This window comes from Marinobacter shengliensis, assembly GCF_030297115.1.
In the GTDB taxonomy this organism is placed as follows: Bacteria; Pseudomonadota; Gammaproteobacteria; order Pseudomonadales; family Oleiphilaceae; genus Marinobacter; species Marinobacter shengliensis.
In genome coordinates, this window is record NZ_AP028062.1 from 817,738 (window position 1) to 838,509 (window position 20,772).

A 20,772-nucleotide genomic window follows, 5' to 3' on the forward strand; every position below is an offset into this window, starting at 1 on the left:
GGGAAAATGTCCCGACCCAAAGTAGGCCTCCTCAGGTTCCATCGTTCAGTTCTCCCGAATCGTTACCCACTCTAAGGTTACCCCAACAGCAATAAAAACCTGTGCTAAGGGGAATACGATGAGTTTGATGTTGAAACCAATAACCCGCGCGGTGCGTTTCGCCGTTCTGGCTTCCGTTCCGGGCATTGTGATGGCCCAGCAGACAGGCGAGGCAGTGTATCTGCCGGCACTGGATGTGCGTAGCCTGGTGCCCACGTCTGTTGAGGGCATGCCGGGTGCCGCGAGCGTGCTGACCCGTGACCAGATCGATGTGTATAAGCCCTACACCCTGCATGATGCCCTGGACTTTGTGCCGGGCGTGCGCACCATTGATGATGATGTCCTCGGCCGGCGCTCCGGTATTGGTGTTCGCGGTGCACCGCCGCGCCGTTCCCGTAAGGTGCTCTTGCTCGAAGACGGCACGCCGATCAACAACAGTGCATACCTCGATTCCGGTGCGCATTACACCCCGCCGCTGGAGCGCCTGGAGCGCGTTGAGGTTTACAAGGGCGCCGGGCAGATTGTCCACGGCCCTCTGAACAACCACGGCATCGTCAATTTCCGTAACCTGAAACCTACCCCGGTGCCGGAAACCGTCATCGAAGTGGGCGTGGGCAACCAGGACACCATCCAGCAGCATATTCACCATCGCCGCACTGAAGGCGATGTCGGCATGGTGCTCTCCTACACCGGCAAGCGTGCTGACGGAACCTTTGATGTAGAAGAGCATCAGTACGACGATTTCTACACTGGCCTGGAATGGCAGGTTGATGAACGCAACCAGCTGGCGGCGTCTGTGACCTACTTGCGTGAGCGCAGCGATGGTTACGACGAAGCGAACCTCTCCCTGCAGGAGTATCGTGACGCGCCCCGCAACAAGAGCCGTTTCGATGAGGGGCGCGAAGATAACAACATTTCGGTGAACTACCTGAAGTACGACCTGACCCATAACCTGCAGGTGACGGACGATGTCAGCGTGTCCAGTAAAGTCTTCTTTACAGACCTGGACCGCCCGCGTTTCCAGACCCGCGGCACGGCACCTGCAGACGGCGGCGTGATGGAAGGCCGGGATCGCCGTTATGAGAACCTTGGGCTGGAGAGCCGACTGGAGTGGGCCAACATCGAAGCGCTTGGGCTGACCCATCGTATCCAGACCGGCGTACGCTACGAGAACCACAGCTTTGAGGACCGCCGCCCCGTTGGTCTGCCGGGTGAGAAACTGGATGAGGGCAACCGGGGCCGTTTGTTTGCCGTCTCTGGCGAGGATGGTTACACCCGTGACGGGCGCCTGGTGGAATACGATGCTGAAGCGGTTTCCGGATATATCCAGAACAGCATGAGCTTTGGCGACTGGACGGTGACCCCGGGCCTTCGTTATGAAACCTACAACCAATACAAAGACACGGTGTTTCGCCCTGGTAGCAGTGACGAAGGTGTTCGGGAAAAGGATTCCAACGCATTGTTCCTGCCCGGCATAAGTCTGCTTTACACAGGGTTTGCGCAATCAGAGATCTACGCCGGCATCCATCGCGGTTATGCGCCTGCCTCGGCTCGCTCGGATGAGTTTCCGCTCACCCCGGAAACCGGCGTGAACAGCCAGTTGGGTGTCCGTACCAGCGCAATCAAAGGCGTCAGCCTGGATGCCGCCGTGTTCCACAATCGCATCAAGGACACGTTGATTCGTGATGATGTGGACGAATTCGGTGATGCGTTGTTTGTAAACGCAGCGGATTCGCGCATTACCGGCGTCGATGTCGGCGCCAGAATCGATTCCTCTGCCTTCTATCTGGCGGATTACAACCTGTTCGCCGAAGCTGCGCTGAATTACACCGATGCCCGTTTCACCACCGGACCCCTGGACGATAATCACGTGCCAGAAATCCCGACCCGGGCAGGCAGCTTCACCGTTGGGATGGATCACATGGCCGGCTGGCACTTGAGCGCCACTGTCAGCCATCTGGGGTCCTTCTACAGTGATATCGAAAATACCCGTGAGCTGACCTCTGACGGCGAGGCGGGCAAGGTGCCGAGCCGTACCCTGTTCTCGGCACGGGCAAGCTACAAGTTGCCGACCACCACGGATGCAACCTTGTGGGTTCAGGGGCGCAACCTGTCAGACAAGCTGTATATCTCGGATGTGCAGGACGGCATCCGCCCCGGCGCTCCGAGAACCGTGGTTGCTGGCGCAACAGTGAGTTTTTGATATGACCCTCGGTTAGTCATATCGCTTGGCCGGGTTTCCTTCCTTTTCCCGGCATTTTTCTTCTGATGCTCCGGTTGCTCTGCGGCCGGAGCTTTTTTCGTTTCAGGGGGGAACAAACGCCCGAGAGGGTTGTGATAATCTTGGCTGGCGAATACCAACAACAAAAGAGTCCGAGATGAAAATTCTGATTGCGGATGATCATGCGGTGGTGCGACAGGGTTATGTCAGCCTGTTGTCGATGGCCCTGGAACCCTGTGAAATTATGGAGGCGGCATCTGGGGAGGAAGCCTGCGACTTCAGCAGAAGGCATCAGCCGGACCTGATCATCATGGACGTAGGGTTGCCGGGCATCAGCGGCATAGAAGCGGCGGCCCGTATTCTGGAAGATCAGAAAGACGCGCGTATCCTGTTTTTCAGCATGTACAACGAAGTTCCCATCGTTAAGCGCGCCCTTCAGGTGGGCGCCATGGGTTACATCACCAAGTCCTGCGAGACCGACACCCTGATCAAGGCCGTTCAGCGAGTTGCAGAAGGTGAAATTTTTGTTGAATACGATCTGATCATGAAATCGTCTTTCAATGATCAGGCGTCTGAGTCCTCAAAACTGCAGCAGTTGACGCGCCGCCAGTTTGAAGTGTTTTCCATGCTGGCTCGCGGGTTAAGCAATGATGAAATTGCCCATGCCCTGGCAATCGAAAAGAAAACCGTGGCCAATACGGTGACCGCCATTAAGAGCAGCCTTGGAATCGAGTCGATGGCGAAGCTGGTCTTCTTCGCCATTGATGCCGGGCTGGTTCAAATCTGCACTCAGCCAGCGGCGTCCGTCGCCCAGGATTGACGGCTGCTTAGTCTTCCGAGTCCTCAGCAGAATCGATTTTCAGTTCGTTGATCTTCCGGGTCAGCGTATTCCTGCCCCAGCCAAGCAGCACGGAGGCATCCCGGCGGCGCCCGCCGGTATGCTTCAGGGCCACCTCAATCATAATCTTCTCGAACTCCGGTACGGCGGTGTCCAGGATCGACTTCTTGCCGCGCTTCAGTTCCTGTTCTGCCCAGTTTTTCAGGCCTTCCTGCCAGGTCTGGCCAGTGGCGCTGTGCTCACTTTCCGCCTGGTGCAGGAGTTCGGGGGGCAGGTCATCTACGTGAATCTCGCGCCCACTGGCCATCACGGTCAGCCAGCGGCAGGTGTTTTCCAGCTGGCGGACGTTACCGGGCCACGGCAGGGTGGTCAGGTACTCTTCGGCATCCGGGCGCAACAACTTGGGCTCTACCGCCAGTTCCTTGGCGGCCCGCTTCAGGAAGTGCTGCATCAGGCGGGGAATGTCTTCCCGCCGCTCCGCCAGCTTGGGCAGATGCACGCGGATAACGTTCAGGCGGTGGAATAAGTCTTCCCGGAAGCTACCTGCCTGAACCAGTTTTTCCAGGTCTTGATGAGTGGCGGCGATGATACGCACATCCACTTTAATCGGGGTAGTGCCACCTACCCGATAGAATTCGCCATCGGCCAATACTCGCAGCAGACGGGTCTGGGTGTCGGCTGGCATATCACCGATCTCATCCAGAAACAGGGTGCCGCCGTTCGCCTGTTCAAACCGCCCCTGGCGGGCTGCACCGGCACCGGTGAAGGCGCCCTTTTCGTGGCCGAACAGCTCAGACTCAATCAGGTCTTTCGGGATGGCAGCCATGTTAAGGGCGATGAACGGGTTGCGGGCCCGGGGGCTGTGGTTGTGCAGGGCCTGAGCGACGAGTTCCTTACCGGTGCCGCTTTCTCCGTTGATCAATACCGTGATGTTGGAGTGAGACAGGCGGCCGATGGCCCTGAACACTTCCTGCATGGCCGGGGCTTCACCGATGATCTCGGTGTTGCGCTGGGCACTGTCGGCCTGGGGTTCGCTGGCGGCCCGTTTTTCATGACTGTGGGCCACAGCGCGTTTAACCAGGGCTACGGCATCGTCTACATCAAAGGGCTTGGGCAGGTATTCGAAGGCACCGGTCTGATAACTGGTAACCGCACTCTCCAGGTCCGAATGGGCGGTCATGATGATCACCGGCACATCCGGATGCTTATCGACAATCTGTGAAAGCAGGGTGATGCCGTCTACTCCGGGCATGCGGATATCGCTGACGATGGCATCGGGCTGTTCGTGTTCCAGTCGCATCATGATGCTTTCGCCGCTGTCGAAAACCCGCGGCTGCATACCGGCCTGGTTCAGGGCGCGTTCCAGCACCCAGCGAATGCTCTTGTCGTCGTCGATAATCCAGACGTTTGCCGGTTGGCTCATTGGTTGTCCTCCAGAGGCAGGAAGATGATGAAATCGGTTCTTCCGGGCTCGCTCTCACACTCCACCAGCCCTCGGTGCTGGCCGATGATGCTTTGGGTAATGGAAAGGCCAAGGCCGGTTCCTGAGGCCCGGCCACTGATCATGGGATAAAAGATGTTCTGCAGAAGATCCGCTGGAATACCCGGGCCGTTATCGATGATGTCGGCCCGGCACACCAGCCGATGACGACGGTGGCCGATGGTGAACTGGCGAAGCGCACGGGTACGGAAAGTGATGGTCGGCGGTACATCGGAAGGCGTGGCGCCTTCGTTCTCGAAGGCGGCTTCCATAGCGTTGCGGGCGATGTTCAGGAACGCCTGGATCAGTTGTTCCTTGTCGCCCGGGAACTCGGGGATGCTGGGGTCGTAATCCCGTTTCAGGCGGACCCGGCCTTTGCTCTCAGCCTCAACCAGAGTACGTACCCGCTCCAGCACCTCATGGATATTGGTGGGTGCAATCTTCAACGCCTTGTTGGGGCCGAGCATACGATCGACCAGGCTGCGCAGGCGGTCTGCTTCGTCAATGATTACCCGGGTGTATTCGCGCTGGTCTTCATCGTTCAGCTCCCGGTCAAGCAGTTGAGCCGCGCCACGAATGCCGCCCAATGGGTTCTTGATTTCATGGGCCATGCCGCGAACCAGGATCCGGGTGGTCTCCTGTTGGGAGATGATGTCTTCCTCGCGGCTGATGCGCATCAGCCGGTCCCGGGGCTGGATCTCGATCAACAGCTCCATGGGCTCAAGGCTGATGGGTGTCACCGAATAGTCCACCGTCAGCCTTGAGCCGCTCAGTAAAGCGAACTCTGCTTCTCGCCGGGTGTAGGATTGGCCATTGCCTGCTGCTGCATACAGGGTTTTCAGAGCGTCCGCAGAATCGAGCAGAACGTCTTTCAGGGGCAGGCCCTGGCTACGGGTCATGCTGGTTTCAAAAAGACTTTCGGCGGCGGGGTTCAGGTAACGGATGGTCAGGTCGTTTCCCAGCACCAGAACGGCCGTGGTCAGGCTGTCCAGAATGCTCTTATAACCGCTTCCCAGCGAGATGGATGGTTGGAACGACATGCTTGGTTTCCGTTTTAAACTCATAGTGGTTACCCCGGTTTTGCAAAAAACGAACCAGTTTTGCCTGCTGAGATACGACGATGGTCTAAGTACGGGCACAGCAGGGCCCGGAGGGCATCCGGGTGCTGTAGGTTGGTGCAGATGGGGAGCTTGTCGCTACAGGCAGCCGGGGTTTTGCCCCTTCGCTGCCCAAAGTATGGCTTTATCGTGGTGCGGTTGCACTAAAGTAGTGCGTAAATATCAGTTCAGGCGCGAAGGTCGGTGAATGGTAAAGGTGATTGGCTGGCCGCTTTTCACCTGTATGCCATCGCGATCCACGATGTGCACGCCCGCCTGATGGGTGCCCCGGTCAATATTGCGGACGGTGATGGAGCCTGAGGTGCTTTGGCCAACTGGCTGGCCGTCCAGGGTAACCTCATAGCGATGACCGCGCCGCAGGCTCGGTGTGCTACGCACTTCAAAGGTGACGTCGCCGTTGCCACTGTGGAAGGCCTGGTCGTTCTCAGGGGAGATCAGGGAAAGGCTCTCATAGGCTGCACCTTCGCGCTCCACTTCCTCAAGCAACTGTTCGGTTTCTCTCACCGCGTCAGGCTTTGGCAGTGTGATGGTGGTTACCGGTTTAACCTCGATTTCTTCCCCGCCCTGCATGGGCTCGTCCGAGAAGGTTACATTGCCCTGGGCATCCACATGGCGGTAAACCTCTGCGTGGGCGGATGCGGTGGCCAGCAGTAACAAGCCGGTTGCGAGCGTGAGCGGTGCTTTCATGACAATAACCTGCGGTAGTGAACTGTCTCGATTATCGGCGGCGGGTGCAGGCATTTCAACGCCGGAGGGCGATCCCTTGGTTACATATCGTTAAGGGCGCGGGGTGTTTGGCGGGATTTGAGAAAAACGGCACAAAAAAGCCCCGCACGGGGCGGGGCTTTCAGGCTTAAATGCCCTGCACCTTATTGGTGCATTGCATTAGCAGGAGTAGTAAAGCTGGAACTCAACCGGGTGAGTGGTCATGTTCAGCTTCTCAACTTCACCGCGTTTCAGGTCAATGTAGCCTGCGATCATGTCTTCGGTGAACACGCCGCCACGGGTCAGGAACTCGTGGTCTGCTTCCAGGCAGTCCAGCGCTTCAGATAGTGTTTCGGCAACCTTCGGAATGTTCAGAGCCTCTTCCTTCGGCAGGTCATACAGATCCTTGTCCATGGCATCGCCAGGGTGGATCTTGTTCTGGATGCCGTCCAGGCCGGCCATCATCAGCGCAGCGAAGGCCAGGTACGGGTTGGCTGCCGGGTCCGGGAAGCGCACTTCGATACGACGTGCTTTCGGGCTGTTTACGTACGGAATACGGATGGACGCGGAACGGTTACGCGCAGAGTAGGCCAGCATAACCGGAGCTTCGAAGCCCGGAACCAGACGCTTGTAGCTGTTGGTGGCCGGGTTGGTGAAGGCGTTGATGGCCTTGGCATGCTTGATCACACCACCAATGTAGTACAGGGCGGCTTCACTCAGGCCTGCGTAGCTGTCGCCAGCGAACAGGTTCTTGCCGTCTTTGCTCAGGGACATGTGTACGTGCATACCGGAACCGTTGTCACCAACCACCGGCTTGGGCATGAAGGTGGCGGTTTTGCCGTAGGCGTGGGCCACGTTGTGTACGCAGTACTTCAGGATCTGAACTTCGTCAGCCTTGCGGGTCAGGGTATTGGCGCCAACGCCGATTTCACACTGGCCAGCGGTACCCACTTCGTGGTGGTGTACTTCAATTTCCAGACCCATGGATTCCATGGCGGCACACATGGCGCCACGCAGGTCGTGCAGGCTGTCGACCGGCGGAACCGGGAAATAGCCGCCTTTCACGCCTGGGCGGTGGCCGATGTTGTTGCGATCGAAGTCTTCGCCGGAAACCCAGGCAGCTTCTTCAGAGTGAATGTGGTAAGACGCGCCTTGCATGTCCACGTTCCATTTAACGGAGTCGAACACGAAGAACTCGGGCTCCGGGCCAAACAGCGCGCCATCGGCGATGCCGGTGGACTTCAGGTATTCTTCGGCACGACGGGCAACAGAGCGGGGATCGCGCTCATAACCCTGCATGGTAGACGGCTCTACAATGTTGCAGGTGATGTTGACGGTGGTTTCTTCGGTGAACGGATCCAGTACGGCGGTCTCGTCGTCCGGCATCAGGATCATGTCGGATTCGTTGATACCTTTCCAGCCAGCAATAGAGGAGCCGTCAAACATTTTGCCGTCAGCAAAGAAATCTTCATCGGCTTCGGTGGCGGGCAGGGTGACGTGCTGCTCTTTTCCGCGGCTGTCGGTGAAGCGCAGGTCAATCCATTTCACTTCGTGTTCTTTGATCAAATCAATCGTCTTGGACATTGTGCATGCTCCGTAGTGATGTCGTGTTCGTTATGCCGGATCGTTCAGCGGGCTGAAGCCCGATCTTTTTCAGGTCAGGGCAGCTTAACAGAAGCTATTGGCTCTTACCTTTCAATTACGGCTGCACAAGGATAAGCAAGGGGCTTGCCAGTTTTTCGGTTTTGCGCCAGAACAGCGCAGCGGCAAGGCTTTGGGGCGATTCTGGCGCACCGGAGTGCAGCTTACAGGCATTGGTTGCACTGAATGTGTGCACTTTATTGGTGCATTGATTCTTATCCTGCCTGATAACGGTGCATTAGTCGATTGGTTACATATTAGGCACTATTCTTCATATTATCGACATGGACTTTTCTATATACTGCTCGCCGCTAAATTCTGCAGGATACCCGTTGTGATTGATAAGCTTAGAAACGTTGCCATTATTGCCCACGTTGACCACGGTAAAACCACCCTGGTTGACCAATTGTTGCGCCAGTCTGGAACTTTGGACCGTAAAGAGCTCGAAAACGAGCGCGTTATGGACTCCAACGACCAGGAAAAAGAGCGTGGCATCACCATTCTGGCGAAGAATACCGCGCTGAAATGGAAAGACTACGACATCAACATCGTGGACACCCCGGGGCACGCGGATTTTGGTGGCGAAGTTGAGCGAGTCATGAGCATGGTAGACAGTGTGCTGTTGGTGGTGGATTCCATTGATGGCCCGATGCCGCAGACCCGTTTTGTAACCCAGAAGGCGTTTGCCGCTGGCCTGCGCCCGATCGTGGTGGTTAACAAGATTGACCGCCCCGGCGCGCGCCCGGACTGGGTGGTGGATCAGGTATTTGACCTGTTCGATAACCTTGGTGCCACCGACGAGCAGTTGGACTTCCCGATTGTTTACGCCAGTGCCCTGAACGGCATTGCCGGCATGGAGCATGAAAACCTGGACGACAACATGGATGCCGTATTCCAGGCGATTGTCGACCATGTGCCCGCGCCTTCCGTAGATCTGGACGGCCCGTTCCAGATGCAGATTTCCCAGTTGGACTACAACAGCTTCCTGGGCGTGATCGGTATCGGCCGCATTATGCGTGGCAAGGTCAGAACCAACACTCCGGTGGTGGCTGTCGGTGCCGATGGCAAGAAGCGTAATGGTCGTATCCTGAAAATCATGGGCCACTCCGGTCTGCAGCGTGTGGAAGTTGAAGAAGCGCAGGCTGGCGACATTGTGTGCGTGAGTGGTCTGGATCAGCTGTACATCTCTGATACCTTATGCGATCCCGCCAATGTTGAGGCACTGCCGGCGCTGACGGTTGACGAACCCACGGTATCCATGACCTTCCAGGTCAACGATTCACCGTTTGCTGGCAAAGAAGGCAAGTACGTGACCAGCCGTAACATCAAGGAACGTCTGGAAAAAGAACTGCTGCACAACGTGGCGCTACGGGTAGAAGAAGGGGACTCTGCCGACAAGTTCAAGGTCTCCGGCCGGGGTGAGCTGCACCTGTCCGTATTGATCGAGAACATGCGCCGTGAGAACTTCGAGTTGGCCGTGGGCCGCCCGGAGGTTGTGATCAAGGAGATCGATGGCGTCAAGCAAGAGCCTTACGAGAACGTGATCATTGACATTGAAGAGCAGCACCAGGGTTCCATTATGGAACAGATGGGACTGCGCAAGGGCGACATGACCAACATGATCCCGGATGGCAAGGGTCGTATCCGCCTGGAATACACCATTCCCGCCCGTGGCCTGATTGGTTTCCGGAATACCTTCCTGACCATGACATCGGGCACCGGCATTCTGACGTCTACCTTCAGCCACTACGGCCCGATCAAACTGGGTGACGTAACCAGCCGCCAGAATGGTGTGATTGTCTCCATGGCCACGGGCACAGCGCTGACCTACTCGCTGGAAACCCTGCAGAGCCGTGGCAAGCTGTTCCTCGACCCGGGCCAGGAGATCTATGAAGGCCAGCTGTGTGGTATCCACAGCCGCGACAACGACCTGGTGGTTAACCCCACCAAGGGCAAGAAGCTGGACAACATGCGTGCCTCTGGTAAAGACGAAGTGATCGGCCTGGTACCGCCCATCAAGTTCACCCTGGAGCAGGCGCTGGAGTTCATTGATGACGACGAACTGGTAGAGGTAACGCCCAAGTCGATCCGTCTGCGCAAGAAACTGCTGACCGAGAACGAGCGTAAGCGCGCCGGTAAGAAGTAAGATTAGAATTGAATGGCCAGGGACGGCCATTGCTTTCTCCCCTTAAATCTCAGCTAGACTACCGTTATCCCTAAACGGAGTTCGTCATGCTGAGCCTGTATCCTGAAATCCAGCCCTACGCTCGTCACCACCTCGCGGTGGAAGAGCCCCATGAGCTTTACCTGGAAGAGTCCGGCAACCCGGAGGGTATTCCTGTGTTAGTGGTGCATGGGGGGCCAGGTGGTGGCTGTGAGGATAATCACCGGCGATATTTTGATGCTGAACGCTTCCGGATCATTCTGATGGACCAGCGCGGGGCAGGGCGATCCACCCCGCTTGCGGAACTGGAAGGCAATAGCACAGACAAGCTGGTGGAGGACATGGAAACCGTTCGCCAGTTTCTGGGTATTGATCGCTGGCTGCTGTTTGGCGGCAGCTGGGGCTCCACCCTCAGCCTGGTGTATGCTCAGGCTTACCCGGAGCGGGTCTCTGGGTTGGTACTCCGTGGCATTTTTCTGTGCCGGCCCAAAGATATCCAATGGTTCTATCAGGAAGGCGCCAGCCGCGTGTTCCCGGACTACTGGCAGGATTTCGTGTCACCCATCCCCGACGTGGAGCGTGATGATCTGGTGTCGGCCTATTACCGCAGGCTGACCAGCCCCAACGAGCTTGAGCAGATTCAGGCAGCTAAGGCCTGGTCAGTCTGGGAAGGGCGTTGCGCTACCTTGCATCCCAACCCTCGGGTTGTTGAACGCTTCGCTCACCCACATGTTGCGATTGCTTTGGCAAGGATTGAATGCCATTACTTTGTGAACCAGGCGTTTTTAGTGCCAGACCAGATCGTGCGAAATGCTGCGCGGCTTTCCGGAATACCCGGTGTGATCGTCCATGGCCGCTACGATATGGTGTGTCCGCTGGATAACGCCCTGGCGCTCAGTCTGGCCTGGCCAGAAGCAGGCCTACGTATTATCCGCGATGCGGGGCATTCCGCGTCTGAACCTGCCATTGTCGATGCACTGATTCGGGCCGTTGAGGATGTGGTGTCACAATCTGACTCGCCCGCCGGGTGACTGGATTATCTTTTCTTGATCTGAGGGGTTGCGGCCGGTGTTGCGCGCCGATACACTCTCGACGTTTCTGATTTGTAACCCTCGAAGTTGTTGCTCAAGGGATTGAATGAAAGGACTTATCCAGCGAGTATCGGAAGCCAGCGTAACGGTTGACGGCCGGAAAATTGCCAGCATTGGCAAGGGGCTTTTGTTACTGCTGGGCGTTGAAAGGGACGACTCACCGAGTGAGGCAAAGGAGCTGTGCCGAAAAATTCTTTCCTACCGGGTTTTTCCGGACGAGCAAGGCCGTATGAACATTAACGTTCAGGATGCGGGCGGCTCCATCCTTGTTGTTCCCCAGTTTACGCTTGCGGCCGACACCAGTTCAGGCACCCGGGCGGGCTTTTCACTGGCTGCTGCACCGGAGCTGGCTGTTTCGTTGTATCGCGAGTTCCTGATCAGTGCCCGTAACCAAATGGGGTGCGAGCGCGTGGAAGAAGGGGAGTTTGGAGCGGATATGAAAGTCGCGCTTATCAATGACGGGCCAGTCACCTTTTTGCTGGAGGTTGCGCAGAAACGTTAATGCCCCGAAATGTTGCGCGTACCCTCTGTGTGCGCGTTTCTGGTGCCGCAATGTCGGGCATATGATTTGACGAAGATGTTGTGAAACGGCTTGGCATGGTTTAACTGTATGTTTTAGATTGGAAAAACCTGTTCTGGCCTCGAATTTGAGTGATCTGCATATCGGAAAGCTGGCAAACTTTTGGGCATAAAGGGTTGCCTTGCAGGCACCAAAAAGGCTAAAAACCGGTTGTTAAAAATTTGCAAAAATACATTCATTGTATTAAAACAGGGTCATCACTAAGAGCTTTAAGAAAAGCTGTTAAGTGGTTGAGATGTAAGGCTCAGCTTGATGGCTTGAGTCATATAAAAAGAAAAAATGTCGTGTCCCGCAGGATATAAATGGGAGGCGATCAGGAGTCCGGCAAGCGCAGCCCAGGCTGTTTTTGCCAGCAAAAATCGGGATTTAGAACCCGTCGAAAACCTGAGTTAACTCAAAAAGGAAGACGCAACATGAAAAAAACTATCCTTGCTTCTGCTATCGCAGCTGCAACCTTCTCTGGCGCTGCTCTGGCCCAGGAAAGCAACCTGCCGACTATCTACGGTAACATCCAGCTGGCCGTTACCCATGATAACGTCGACGGTGGCGGTTCCGAAGTTGAGCATTTCGACAATGGTTCTACCATTGGCGTTCTGCACAACCACCAGATCGCTCCTGGTATTGAGGGCTTCTTCAAGGCTGAATTCCACTTCAACGCTGATGACAACAACTCCCGTGGATCTGGTATCTACGAGATTGACGAAGCTTACATCGGTGTACGTGGTGAGAACTTTGGTCAGCTGTGGGTAGGTAAAGACGACACTATCTACGAAATCGCCACTACCGAAATTTCAGAATTTTACGAAGTTGCTGTTCTGAGCCAGGGCGTTGAGTACGACACCGGTGAAGGCGACATGGTTCAGTACCTGTCTCCGAACTTCGGCGGCCTGACTATTGGCGCGGCTGTTCAGGTGAACGGTGATGCCGATCCTGCTGTTTCCAAGAAATCCTACCCGTGGCAGCTGGCTGCCATGTACCAGGTAGATGCCCTGGAACTGGCTGTTGCTGTTGACTCCAACGACGGTGGTCGTGGCGGCGAGAATAACGAAAACACCTACGGTCTGCGTGCCAGCTACAACCTGGACAACCTGCGTCTGACCGGTGAATTCCACACCCGCAAAGACGTTGCAGATACCTTCGGTGTTATGGGTGTCTACACTCTGGGCAAAAACCAGTTCGCGCTGTCTTATGAGCTGAGCCAGTACGACTCCAACTCCTCCATGGGCGACGTCGACATCGACACCGTTACCCTGCAGGCGCTGCACAACCTGTCTGACAACATGTACGTTTACTTCGAAGGCTACCTCGGTGGCGGCGATAACGGCGTATACGGTGTTGCTGACAAGAGCGAGCGTTCCGTCGCTGCCGTTGGTGCTACCTACTACTTCTGATCAGCTAACCAGCTAATCAAGTAGTCTCAAAAACCGGTGACTCAGGTCACCGGTTTTTGTATTTTTAGGGACCCGTTTTTTGGAGTCTGTCATGGCCGTCGAACTTGAAATCAAACTGACCCTATCGGAACGGGCGCAGGCGCAAGCCCTGGAGTGGTTGCTTGCGCAGCCTGAGGCCAAGCCTGGTGGTCAAAAACTCCTGGTGAATCGCTACTACGATACGCCGGACGCAGCGCTCAACAGGGCCAGGGCGGCACTTCGTGTAAGGCAATCCGGAAATCGCTACATTCAGACTCTGAAAACCCAGGGCGAATTTGTTGATGGCGCCCATCGCCGGCAGGAGTGGGAGTGGCCGCTGCCGGGGCCTGAGCTGGATCTGTCGCTGCTCGAAAGTACGCCCTTGAAACAACTGCTGGATCTACAGAAACTCCAAGTGGCTTTCGAAACCAACTTCAACCGTCAGGTGGTCATGCTGGAAACCGCGGATGCGGTTGTTGAAGTGGCGGTAGACTCCGGCGAGATTGTGGGCGGCGGGCAATCCCGAGCGCTCCACGAAGTGGAGTTCGAGCTGAAATCCGGAAACCCAGCAGCACTGATGTCCTGGGCCCGGATGTTGGCAGATGAAGTGCCAGTGTTTCTGAATCTGGTGAGCAAAGCCGAGCAGGGATACTACCTGGCCGAAATCTATCGACCGGAACTGGGCCAGGCTCCTGGCGAGTTGTCTGTCACGGAGTTTCTCCAACAACTCAGTCTCAGTTGGCATCTGCAAAAACCGCTAAACTGCCCAGAGCCTGCTCTGCTGAGGGTAAAAAACGCGGCTATACAAGCGGGAGTACAAGCGCTGTGGGATGAAATTCAGCCAATAATAGGCCAATACGCTTTGCCAGAGCTGATAGATAAAGCGCCCCGTCTTGGAGCGCTTCAGTTGGCATTGGCAGCGTCTGCCACTAACTGAGTCCGAGCAGGGCCGTGGCCACGCTGAAGTAAATCAGCACACCACTAACATCGGCAATGGTGGTAATCAGCGGGGTACTGGCCGTTGCAGGGTCGAACTTCAGCTTGTCCAGCAGGAAAGGCAGCAGCATACCAATGAGGCTGCCCACCATCACCACGGCGATCATAGTTATTGCGACAACCACGGCGATTTCAGGCCCGGCGCGCATAATGCCCACCAGCATTACGGCGGCGGCCATGGTAACCCCCAAGGCGCTGGCAACGAGGGTTTCCTTGCCCAGCAGTTTGCCCCAGTCTGCGACTGTTACATCTCCAGTGGCAATACCCCGAACCATCAGCGTGGCAGACTGAGCGCCGGCGTTACCGGCGCTGGCGACCAGCAGTGGCATGAAAAACAGTAAGGCGAGGTGCTCGGATATAATGTCTTCAAAATAGGCGATACCGGCGCCGGTGAAGATATTGGCAAACACCAGAATCACCAGCCATTGCACCCGCGAGCGGTAGAGCGAGAACGGTGTTGCATCCCTCAGGCCGGTTTCCAGTTTGCCCACCGTGGCGCCTTTGTGGATGTCTTCGGTGGCTTCTTCTTCCGCTACGTCCATGGCGTCATCGTAGGTGACGATGCCCACCAGCCGTTCGTCCTGATCCAGAATTGGCAATGCCAGCAAGTCGTAGCGTGATATCAGTCGGGCCACTTCTTCCTGGGGAGTGTCGGTGCTGGCGGTCACCAGGCCAGTAGCAATCAGGTTATCCACCGGCGTGCCAGGCATTGCGGTAATCAGGTTCCGAAGGGAAACTGCACCCACCAGTTTGTGCTGGTCATCGATCACGTACGCCTGGTAGATGGTTTCCTTATCCGGCGCGGTGTTTCGGAGCAGGTTAATCGCCGCGCTGGCGGACATGCCGGTGCTGATCACCGCGTATTCCGAGCTCATCAGGGCGCCGGCGGTGCCTTCCTCAAAGCTTGCCAGGCGCCGAAGGTCTTCCCGTTCTTTGCTGGCGAGGGACTGGAACAGGGTGTGCTGGCGGTTCTCATCCAGCAGGTTGAAGAAGTCGGCCCGTTCGTCCGAGGGCATGGCGGTTACCAGCTCAGCCAGGTCTTGGGTGGGCAACAGCTCGGCGATCAACGTTTGGGTGTTGGGGCCGATATAACCGAATACCTTGGCGCTTTGCTCTGTTGTCAGGGCCCGAAGAAGGCGGATGCCTTCCTCGTTATCCGGGTTTTCTTCAACAAACTCCGCAAGGTCAGCGGCATTGAAGGTGGCGGCTGCTGCCTGAATCTGTGCCTGGTCGTCGGTGGCGATGGCCTCAAAAATGGGCTGGTAGAATTCGGAGTCCAGGTATGACATTGGTTACCTTACTCTTTTGGGTTAATTGTGTCGGCTGTCTGCTTGTCATCATTGTGCAGGTCTTGCCACTGCTTGAGGAATTCCCGGTACCGGTCCAGGGCCTCCTCAACCACAGATACAGATGGAGTGTCTGTTGATCGGACCAGCACAATCAGTCCCTTGCCCTCGACCTCTTCATTGGTGGGAGGGTGGCAAATCACTTCATTGTCGTGATCGATATACGCTAGGGCAGTGCCAATGCCGTGGCGCACAAGGGCGCTGACGATGTCTGCCCAGACCAGGTCGTCCAACTCCAGATCATAGCGGTGAGGATGGTCGCGTTCGTAATTGAACATGTCTTCCAACACCTTCTCGGAACCCGGCGCCACCACGGCGCGAACCATGATCTCCGGGTAGGTGCGAACTGGACGGATCGTGGTGCGCACCCCAAGTGTTTTGAAACGGTCGCGATTGTGATCACTCACGCATTCCACGGTGGTTCGACCCCCCAGGTTGGATTCTACCAGTCTGTGGGCAATATCGAAGGTCAGGCTGTCTGAGAAAGGATCAGATTCGTCTGCGGCGAGCACAATGATGTGTTTGGCGCTGCCGGCATGCACCGCTTTCAGGGCTTCTGGATCGTTACCCGCGCCGTGAAAATGGACCATTCCGCAATCGGACAGTTCTGCAGGTAAACCACCCGGGAACTGACGGGTCAGCAGCATGATGGGTACCGTGTGGTACTCGGGCACGGATCGGATCTGGGAGGCGAAGCGCATGAAGTACTGCTCGCCGCCACTGCGAGGGGTGTTAATGATTACGATGTGATCTTTCATGTTGTAAATCCAGCGTCCGGTCAGGATTCGTTCACGGCGGTAGAACCGGTATTCAATATAGTCGCTGACGATCAACGTCAGCAGCGTGATGGCACTGATAAACATCAGCAGGATGGTGCTCAGGCGGCCAACGGTGGTTTCTGGTGCGAAATCGCCGTAGCCCACGGTAACCAGCGTGGTCATGGTCATCCACGCTGCCTCGAACAGCGTCAGAGGCTCTGCCGCCCAGATAATCAGTATCTGGGTGATGAGCAAGCAGCCCAGTATGACAAAGAGCCGCCGCATACGATTGCGGATCAGGCCGCCCATGGGCAGGTGAGACTGCGTATGTTCGGGATTCAGTGGGCGGCGATTGCGCATCATAGAGTTGGCGTGCCTGTTCAGTCCTTGGCGAGTTCGTTATACAGTACCGGAAATATATCAGAGAGACAGGGGTTTGCGTTATGTCTGAGCCTTGGGGTTCATTGCCAGCGGAACTGGCCAACGATGTGTCAGGTTGTTGGGCTTCGATATTCCCGGACGGGATTCCAGGCTGGTTGACCGATGACGCAGACCTGACGGAAGCCGATATTGCCGAAGCCTTTGCCCGAAGCCTGTTCTTGCGGCAAACCATAGAGCGACATTCTGAGCAGATTCGCTCGGCGGTACAGGCACGGCCACTGCAAGAACCCACCACCGAATCCTGGCTGGCGGAGCGCTGGGCGTCTTTCCTGGGCTCGGTGGATTCTGAACCGGCGTTGCACGCCGCACTCAGGCAATTCCGGCGGGAGATCCAGTTCCGGATTATCTGGCGGGACCTCCTTAAATGGGCCGACCTTCAGGAAACCATCGCCGCCACCAGTGCGTTCGCCGATACCTGTATTGATGGCGCGCTGGATTGGCTGTACGAACAGGCTTGTGAAGAGTCCGGAACGCCCTGGGGCAAAGACCCGGTAACCGGCGAGGAAGCTCCCCAGAAAATGGTGGTGCTGGGCATGGGCAAACTCGGCGGCCGTGAACTGAACGTCTCTTCTGATATTGATCTTATCTTCGCCTTCCCGGGCAAGGGCGAAACGCGCGGTGGTCGGCGAGCCCTGGATAACCAGCAGTTCTTTATTCGTCTGGGGCAAAAACTGATCCAGGCGCTGGACCAGATCACCGCCGACGGCTTTGTGTTCCGTGTGGATATGCGCCTGCGCCCCTACGGCCAGAGCGGCGCCCTGGCCCTGAGTTTCGCAGCGCTGGAAACCTACTATCAGGACCAGGGCCGTGACTGGGAACGCTACGCGATGGTGAAAGCCCGGGTAGTGGCGGGCGACCAGCGGGCAGGGGAGGTGCTGATGAGTAGCCTTCGGCCCTTCGTTTACCGGAAGTATATTGATTTCAGTGCCTTTGAGTCGCTGCGCAATATGAAGGCGATGATCAGCCGAGAAGTGCGCCGCAAGGGGCTGGAAAACAACATCAAGCTGGGCAGCGGCGGCATCCGTGAAATCGAGTTTGTGGTGCAGGCGTTTCAGCTGATTCGGGGCGGCCGGGACCGGGAGCTGCAGCAGCGGGAACTGCTGGTGATCCTTAAAGAGCTAGAGGAGCTGGAGCTACTGCCCTCCACCGTGGTTCGGGAGCTTCGGGATGCCTATGTGTTCCTGAGAAACCTGGAACATGCCCTTCAAGGCATGGAAGACAAGCAGACTCAGGAGCTGCCCGACGATGCACTTTCTCTGGCTCGGATATCACTGATCATGGGTTACGAGGATTGGTCCGCCTGCCAGAAGGCCCTGACAGAGCATCGTGAGCGTGTGGCCACACATTTTTCCAATATCATTGCCTCGGAGGAAGAGGAGCAGGAGGGCGAAGCCGGCATTGAGGATGGCTGGTTCGAGCTTTGGCTGGCGGAAATGGAAACGCCTGCTGCCGTGGAGTGGCTCTCTGAGCAGGGGTTCGAGCGCCCTGAAGACAGCGTCCAGAAACTGACGGACTTACGGGACAGCCGCACCGTGCAAACGCTGCAAACCCAGGGCCGCCGGCGCCTGAATGAATTCATGCCGCTGCTGCTAAGTGCCCTGACTGGCGTAGAGAATCCCTCAGAAACGCTTGAGCGAGTGCTTCAGCTTGTTGAGGCCATTCTGCGCCGCACCGCGTACATGGTGCTGTTGTTGGAGAACCCCGGCGCCCTGACCCAGCTGGTACGCCTGTGCAGCGACAGCCCCTGGATCGCCAGCTTGCTGGCGGAAACCCCGTTGTTGCTGGACGAATTGCTGAACGCCGAAAGCCTGTACACGCCCCCCGCCAAGGAAGAGTTACAGGACGACCTGCGCCAGCAAATGCTGCGGATTCCCTATGAAGACCTGGAAGAGCAGATGGAATCGCTGCGGTATTTCAAAAAGGCCCATGTGCTGCGGGTAGCTGCCTCTGAGATCAAAGGCACCCTGCCGTTGATGAAGGTGAGTGATTACCTCACCTGGATCGCCGAGGTGGTGCTGGACCACGTGGTGGATGTGGCGTTCGCAAACCTGGTGAGCCGGCACGGCTATCCGCGCCGGGCTGATGGCTCCGCCTGTGATACCGACTTCGCCATCATTGGTTATGGCAAGCTCGGTGGCATCGAATTGGGTTACACCTCAGATCTGGATCTGGTGTTTGTGCACCAGGCAGACCCGGAACTGGCCACCGACGGCGACAAGCCCATCGACAATGCCGTGTTCTATACCCGCCTCGGCCAGCGCATCGTCCACATCCTCAGCACTCAGACCCCGTCCGGCCAGTTGTACGAAGTGGATATGCGTCTGCGCCCTTCGGGCAATTCCGGGTTGCTGGTCAGCACCTTGCAGGCCTTTGAAAAATACCAGCGGAATGATGCCTGGACCTGGGAGCACCAGGCTCTGGCCCGGGCCCGTGGGGTGGCCGGCTGCCCGGATACCCTGAAAGCCTTTGAAGCCATTCGCCATAATATTCTTTGTCAGCCACGAGACAAGCTGGCGCTGCGCAAGGAAGTGGTGGATATGCGGGAAAAAATGCGCGCCAATCTTGGTACGCCCGAGGCCCGGCGGGCAGAGGTGTTCCACATCAAGCACGACAACGGCGGCATTGTTGATATCGAGTTCCTGGTGCAATACCTGATGCTGGCCTGGAGTGCGGAGCACCCTGAGCTGACCCAGTGGAGTGACAACATCCGGCAGATGGAAGAGCTGGGCCGTGCCGGCGTGATGGCGGTGGAAGATACCGAAAAGCTCAGAGAGGTGTTCATAACCCTGAGATCCACCATACACCGGAGGGCCCTGCAGAACCTGAACAGCCAGGTGGAGGGAGAGGCCTTTCACGATGAGCGGGCTTACATACAATCCATGTGGCAAAAAGTGATGCTCGCCGATTAAGCAACATTCAATTCCGGCAGAGAATCCTGCTAGAATGCCGGTTCCCCGAAAACCGCTTTTTTAGGAGCAGAACAGAATGTCGATGGCTGACCGCGATGGCGTTATCTGGCTGGACGGAGAAATGGTTCCCTGGCGTGATGCCAAGACCCACGTCCTCACCCACACCCTGCATTACGGCCTCGGCTGTTTTGAAGGCGTGCGTGCGTACAACACCGCGAACGGCCCGGCGATTTTCCGCCTGAAAGAGCATACCGACCGCCTGTTCCGCTCCGCTCACATCCTGAACATGAAAATGCCGTTCAGCAAGGATGAGATTAACGAAGCCCAGCGTGCTGCGGTTCGTGAGAACAACCTGGACGAAGCCTACCTGCGCCCCATGGCGTTCCTGGGCTCAGAAGGCATGGGCCTGCGTGCCGACAACCTGAAAGTGCACGTGATGGTGGCCGCCTGGAGCTGGCCGTCCTACATGTCTCCGGAAGCCAAAGAGCTGGGCATCAAGGTTCGCACCTCGTCCTACACCCGCCACCACGTGAACATCACCATGTGTAAGGCAAAGGCCAACGGCAACTACATCAACTCCATGCTGGCCCTGAACGAAGCCATCTCCGGCGGTGCCGAAGAAGCCCTGTTGCTGGATAACGAAGGCTACGTGGCTGAAGGTTCTGGTGAGAACATCTTCATTGTGCGTGACGGGGTGCTGCACACTCCGGAGCTTACCTCCTGTCTGGAAGGCATCACTCGCGCCACCATTATCGACTTCGCCAAAGACCTGGGCCTGCAGGTGAAAGAGCGTCGCATCACCCGTGACGAAGTCTACGTCGCCGAAGAAGCCTTCTTCACCGGCACAGCTGCCGAAGTACTGCCAATCCGCGAGCTGGATGGTCGTCAGATTGGTGAAGGCAAGCGTGGGCCGATTACCGAGAAGCTGCAGAGCATGTATTTTGATGCGGTTAAGGGGAAGCTTGCTGCGCATCAGGAGTGGCTGACGGCAGTTCGCTAACCCGGAAATCGTGTTCGATCAGTGTAGAAGCCGCCC

General features: G+C 56.9%; 15 protein-coding genes. 9 read left to right on the plus strand and 6 right to left on the minus strand.

Going from position 1 to position 20,772, the window contains the following annotated elements; genetic code table 11:
* Positions 1 to 127: 127 nt before the first annotated feature.
* Positions 128 to 2,242, plus strand: a complete 2,115-nt coding sequence (locus QUE75_RS03830) for a TonB-dependent receptor family protein (protein WP_286253748.1) — start codon at positions 128 to 130, stop codon at positions 2,240 to 2,242.
* Between the two features lie 175 nt (positions 2,243 to 2,417).
* Complete coding sequence (locus tag QUE75_RS03835) at positions 2,418 to 3,080, plus strand: response regulator transcription factor (protein WP_286253750.1); 663 nt, start codon at positions 2,418 to 2,420, stop codon at positions 3,078 to 3,080.
* Between the two features lie 7 nt (positions 3,081 to 3,087).
* On the opposite strand, the gene ntrC is transcribed toward QUE75_RS03835, so the two are convergent.
* The 4 genes from ntrC to glnA form a co-directional block, all read right to left on the minus strand.
* The gene (gene ntrC, locus QUE75_RS03840; RefSeq protein ID WP_286253752.1) at positions 3,088 to 4,521 is read right to left on the minus strand and encodes a nitrogen regulation protein NR(I); all 1,434 of its coding nucleotides are present in this window, start codon (positions 4,519 to 4,521) and stop codon (positions 3,088 to 3,090) included.
* Positions 4,518 to 5,618 carry a nitrogen regulation protein NR(II) gene (gene glnL / locus QUE75_RS03845; RefSeq protein WP_156471785.1) on the minus strand — a complete coding sequence of 367 codons (1,101 nt, stop codon included), beginning with the start codon at positions 5,616 to 5,618 and terminating at the stop codon, positions 4,518 to 4,520. Before glnL ends, ntrC begins: the two co-directional genes overlap by 4 nt.
* 240 nt (positions 5,619 to 5,858) lie before the next feature.
* Positions 5,859 to 6,383 carry a DUF4124 domain-containing protein gene (locus QUE75_RS03850; protein WP_286253756.1) on the minus strand — a complete coding sequence of 175 codons (525 nt, stop codon included), beginning with the start codon at positions 6,381 to 6,383 and terminating at the stop codon, positions 5,859 to 5,861.
* Between the two features lie 198 nt (positions 6,384 to 6,581).
* Entirely contained in the window at positions 6,582 to 7,985 is a 1,404-nt protein-coding gene (glnA, locus tag QUE75_RS03855; RefSeq protein ID WP_058090032.1) for a glutamate--ammonia ligase, read from the minus strand.
* 391 nt (positions 7,986 to 8,376) lie between these two features.
* Here glnA and typA point away from each other — a divergent pair, with 391 nt between their 5' ends.
* From typA to QUE75_RS03880, 5 genes are all read left to right on the plus strand, one after another.
* On the plus strand, positions 8,377 to 10,188 hold the full coding sequence (gene typA / locus QUE75_RS03860) for a translational GTPase TypA (protein WP_072678372.1): 1,812 nt from the start codon (positions 8,377 to 8,379) through the stop codon (positions 10,186 to 10,188).
* An 86-nt stretch (positions 10,189 to 10,274) separates the two neighbouring features.
* The gene (pip, locus tag QUE75_RS03865; RefSeq protein ID WP_106693307.1) at positions 10,275 to 11,237 is read left to right on the plus strand and encodes a prolyl aminopeptidase; all 963 of its coding nucleotides are present in this window, start codon (positions 10,275 to 10,277) and stop codon (positions 11,235 to 11,237) included.
* Positions 11,238 to 11,343: 106 nt separating this feature from the next.
* A complete protein-coding gene (gene dtd / locus QUE75_RS03870) occupies positions 11,344 to 11,799 on the plus strand; it encodes a D-aminoacyl-tRNA deacylase (protein ID WP_106693306.1) in 456 nt (151 codons plus the stop codon).
* A gap of 491 nt (positions 11,800 to 12,290) precedes the next feature.
* Positions 12,291 to 13,268 (plus strand): porin, encoded by a 978-nt coding sequence (locus tag QUE75_RS03875; protein ID WP_286253759.1) that lies wholly within the window; start codon positions 12,291 to 12,293, stop codon positions 13,266 to 13,268.
* Between the two features lie 91 nt (positions 13,269 to 13,359).
* Positions 13,360 to 14,223, plus strand: coding sequence for a CYTH domain-containing protein (locus QUE75_RS03880; protein WP_286253760.1), 864 nt, complete (start codon positions 13,360 to 13,362; stop codon positions 14,221 to 14,223).
* On the opposite strand, the gene mgtE is transcribed toward QUE75_RS03880, so the two are convergent.
* Together mgtE and QUE75_RS03890 are read right to left on the minus strand one after the other, a co-directional pair.
* Complete coding sequence (gene mgtE / locus QUE75_RS03885) at positions 14,216 to 15,571, minus strand: magnesium transporter (protein ID WP_286253761.1); 1,356 nt, start codon at positions 15,569 to 15,571, stop codon at positions 14,216 to 14,218. The genes QUE75_RS03880 and mgtE overlap by 8 nt on opposite strands.
* Positions 15,572 to 15,579: 8 nt before the next feature.
* A complete protein-coding gene (locus QUE75_RS03890) occupies positions 15,580 to 16,749 on the minus strand; it encodes a potassium channel protein (protein ID WP_286253762.1) in 1,170 nt (389 codons plus the stop codon).
* Between the two features lie 80 nt (positions 16,750 to 16,829).
* Here QUE75_RS03890 and glnE point away from each other — a divergent pair, with 80 nt between their 5' ends.
* Together glnE and QUE75_RS03900 are read left to right on the plus strand one after the other, a co-directional pair.
* Positions 16,830 to 19,736 carry a bifunctional [glutamate--ammonia ligase]-adenylyl-L-tyrosine phosphorylase/[glutamate--ammonia-ligase] adenylyltransferase gene (glnE, locus tag QUE75_RS03895; protein WP_286253763.1) on the plus strand — a complete coding sequence of 969 codons (2,907 nt, stop codon included), beginning with the start codon at positions 16,830 to 16,832 and terminating at the stop codon, positions 19,734 to 19,736.
* 76 nt (positions 19,737 to 19,812) lie between these two features.
* Positions 19,813 to 20,736, plus strand: a complete 924-nt coding sequence (locus QUE75_RS03900; protein ID WP_072678366.1) for a branched-chain amino acid transaminase — start codon at positions 19,813 to 19,815, stop codon at positions 20,734 to 20,736.
* Positions 20,737 to 20,772 lie beyond the last annotated feature (36 nt).